General features: G+C 61.3%; 5 protein-coding genes. 4 read left to right on the top strand and 1 reads right to left on the bottom strand.

The features are described from left to right. Positions 1-218: chorismate lyase (locus tag HX846_RS30210; RefSeq protein WP_178966784.1), on the top strand; the 218-nt coding region annotated here is incomplete at its 5' end. Next, positions 218-1,108 carry a 4-hydroxybenzoate octaprenyltransferase gene (gene ubiA, locus HX846_RS30205; protein WP_003213378.1) on the top strand — a complete coding sequence of 297 codons (891 nt, stop codon included), beginning with the start codon at positions 218-220 and terminating at the stop codon, positions 1,106-1,108. The genes HX846_RS30210 and ubiA, both read left to right, overlap by 1 nt. Before the next feature lie 33 nt (positions 1,109-1,141). Here ubiA and HX846_RS30200 read toward each other — a convergent pair whose 3' ends face one another. Continuing rightward, positions 1,142-1,522, bottom strand: coding sequence for a hypothetical protein (locus HX846_RS30200; protein ID WP_003213380.1), 381 nt, complete (start codon positions 1,520-1,522; stop codon positions 1,142-1,144). 152 nt (positions 1,523-1,674) lie between these two features. Between HX846_RS30200 and HX846_RS30195 the strand changes: the two genes are divergently transcribed. After that, positions 1,675-2,286, top strand: coding sequence for a winged helix-turn-helix domain-containing protein (locus tag HX846_RS30195; RefSeq protein ID WP_178966783.1), 612 nt, complete (start codon positions 1,675-1,677; stop codon positions 2,284-2,286). Positions 2,287-2,365: 79 nt separating this feature from the next. Further along, positions 2,366-3,470: phosphate regulon sensor histidine kinase PhoR (phoR, locus tag HX846_RS30190; protein ID WP_218645503.1), on the top strand; the 1,105-nt coding region annotated here is incomplete at its 3' end.

The following is a 3,470-nucleotide window of genomic DNA, read 5'->3' as shown; positions in this document are numbered from 1 at the left end:
GGTCTCTCGGGGAATTGCTGTTTTGTGACCACGCCTTCACGCGCCAGGCCATCGAGGTACGCCGCTACCCACGGGAATGGCTGCCCCCGGCGGACCAGGCCGATCACCTGTGGGCGCGCCGCTCGCGCTTTGATCGCGGGCCGCTGAGCGTGCTGGTGGCCGAGATCTTCCTGCCGAGCCTGTGGCAAGCCGTGCACGACCATCCGGAGCGTTTCTGATGTACCAGCGCCTGCTCAAATCCCTGAATCACCTGAACCCAAGGGCCTGGGACTTCATCCAGTTGACCCGCATGGACAAGCCCATCGGCATTTACCTGCTGCTGTGGCCCACGCTGTGGGCGCTGTGGATTGCTGGCAAGGGTTCGCCATCGCTGCTCAATATCCTGATCTTCGTGCTCGGCGTGGTACTCACCCGGGCCGGCGGTTGCGTCATCAATGACTGGGCCGACCGCAAGGTCGACGGCCATGTGAAACGCACCGAACAGCGCCCGCTGGTCAGCGGCAGGATCAGCTCGAAAGAGGCCCTGGTGTTCTTCGCGGTGCTGATGGTCATCAGTTTCCTGCTGGTGCTGCTGACCAACTCCATGACGATCTGGCTGTCTCTGGGCGGCCTCGCGCTGGCGGCCAGCTACCCGTTCATGAAGCGCTACACCTATTACCCGCAGGTGGTATTGGGCGCGGCGTTCTCGTGGGGCATGCCGATGGCGTTCACCGCCGAGACGGGCAGCCTGCCCGCCGCGGCATGGCTGTTGTACATCGCCAACCTGTTGTGGACGGTGGGTTACGACACGTACTACGCCATGACCGACCGCGACGATGACCTGAAAATCGGGGTCAAATCCACCGCGATTCTGTTCGGCGATGCCGACCGGGTGATCATCCTGACCCTGCAGGGCCTGGCACTGGTGTGCCTGTGGCTGGCGGGGATGCGTTTTGAGTTGGGCGGCTGGTTCCACCTGGGCTTGCTGGCGGCGGCCGGGTGTTTTGCCTGGGAGTTCTGGTACACCCGGGACAAGGACCGGCTCAAATGCTTCAAGGCGTTTTTGCACAACCACTGGGCCGGGTTGGCGATTTTTGTCGGGATTGTCGCGGACTACGGATTTCGGTGAGAGGCCAGGCCCCTCACCCTTATCCGGCTCACATCAAGGCTTGGCGACCTTCCACGCCCCGTCCATTTTGCCTTCGCCGGTCATGTCACCGGCCTTCTTGTCCATGATGAAGGTGTAGAGCGGCTTGCCGCTGTAGGCCCACTGGCTTTTCTGGTCGTCACGGGTGATCACGGTCCACTTGCCCATGGGCTTGTCGGTGGATTCGGCCATCAACGGCGGCCAGTTGGTGGCGCACTTGTCGTTGCACATGGATTTGCCATCAGCGTCCTTGGCAAAGGTGTAGAGGGTCATGCCGTTGTGGTCCACCAGCATCCCGTCCTTGGTCATCGCCGGGTCTGCCGCAAACGCCAGTGTCGGCAGCGTTAACGCGGCCGTTACCAGCAGGGCTTTCCAGGAAAACGTACTGTGAGTCATGGGAACCTTCCTTTTGTGGTTGTCAGGATTCGGACCCAAAGCGTAGTCCAGAGAGGCAAGGATTGCCCAGGCGACTAAATTACTGTCACACGACTGCAATAATTCCGTTATCTAATGCGGCGCAAGACAGTTAAATGACAAGAGGATTTAGCATGGTTGGCAGGAGCATTCTGATCGTTGACGACGAAGCGCCCATTCGCGAGATGATCGCCGTTGCGTTGGAAATGGCCGGCTATGACTGCCTGGAGGCGGAGAACTCCCAGCAGGCCCATGCCATTATCGTCGACCGCAAGCCGGACCTGATCCTGCTGGANNTCATGCTCACCGCCAAGGGCGAAGAGGACAACAAGATCCAGGGCCTGGAAGTCGGCGCCGATGACTACATCACCAAGCCTTTTTCCCCACGGGAACTGGTCGCCCGTCTGAAAGCCGTTCTGCGCCGTGCCGGCCCCACCGATGGTGAAGCGCCTATCGAAGTCGACGGCCTGATCCTTGACCCGATCAGCCACCGCGTGACCATCGACGGCAAACCCGCCGAGATGGGCCCTACCGAATACCGCCTGCTGCAATTCTTCATGACCCACCAGGAGCGCGCCTACACCCGCGGCCAACTGCTGGACCAGGTCTGGGGCGGCAATGTGTATGTGGAAGAGCGCACCGTCGACGTGCATATCCGTCGCCTGCGCAAAGCCTTGGGCGACGCTTACGAGAATCTGGTACAAACCGTGCGCGGCACCGGCTACCGGTTTTCCACCAAAGGCTGAGCCAGCCCGAACTGCCCAGACAGCTGAAAGGACGCGTGTTTAAGTGAACCAAAACTGGCATGGCACCCTGATCCGCCACATGCTCCTGTTGATCACCGGCTGCCTGCTGGTGGGCCTGGTCAGCGGCTATTACGGCTGGAGCCTGGCCGTCGGCCTGGGCCTTTACCTGGGCTGGACCCTCAAGCAACTGCTGCGCCTGCACGAATGGCTGCGCCAGCACAAACCCGACGAAGCACCACCCGACGGCTACGGCCTGTGGGGCGAGGTGTTCGACAGCATCTACCACTTGCAACGCCGCGACCAGCGTGTACGCGGGCGCCTGCAAGCGGTGATCGACCGGGTGCAGGAGTCCACCGCCGCACTGAAAGACGCGGTGATCATGCTCGACAGCGACGGCAACCTGGAATGGTGGAACCGCGCCGCAGAGACCTTGCTGGGTCTCAAGACGCCCCAGGACAGCGGCCAGCCGGTGACCAACCTGGTGCGCCACCCGCGTTTCAAGGAGTATTTCGAGCAGGACAACTACGAAGAAGCCCTGGAAATCCCGTCACCGACCAACGACCGCGTGCGTATCCAGCTGTACCTGACGCGCTACGGCAATAACGAACATTTGATGCTGGTGCGCGATGTCACACGCATCCATCAGCTGGAACAGATGCGCAAGGACTTCGTCGCCAACGTCTCCCACGAACTGCGCACACCGCTGACGGTGATCTGCGGTTATCTGGAGACGCTGCTCGATAACGTCGAAGATGTGAACCCGCGCTGGACCCGTGCCCTGCAACAGATGCAGCAGCAAGGCTCGCGCATGCAAACCCTGCTTAACGACCTGCTGTTGCTGGCCAAGCTGGAAGCCACCGATTACCCCTCGGACAACCATCCGGTGCCGGTGCAAAGCCTGTTGCAGACGATCAAGAGCGACGCCCAGGCATTGTCCGGGCAGCGTGAACAGCAGATCACCCTTGAAGCCGACCCATCGATACTGCTCAAGGGCAGCGAGGGCGAGTTGCGCAGCGCGTTTTCCAACCTGGTGTTCAACGCCGTCAAATACACCCAGGACAAAGGCAACATCCGCATCCGCTGGTGGGCCGACGACCAGGGCGCACACCTCAGCGTGCAGGACTCCGGGATGGGCATCGACGCCAAGCATTTGCCGCGCCTCACCGAGCGTTTCTACCGCGTCG

Origin of the sequence: Pseudomonas sp. K5002, assembly GCF_013386655.1 — a bacterium.
GTDB lineage: Bacteria > Pseudomonadota > Gammaproteobacteria > Pseudomonadales > Pseudomonadaceae > Aquipseudomonas.
Note: the sequence above shows the minus strand (reverse complement) of the source record. Positions and strands in the feature narration are given on the sequence as shown.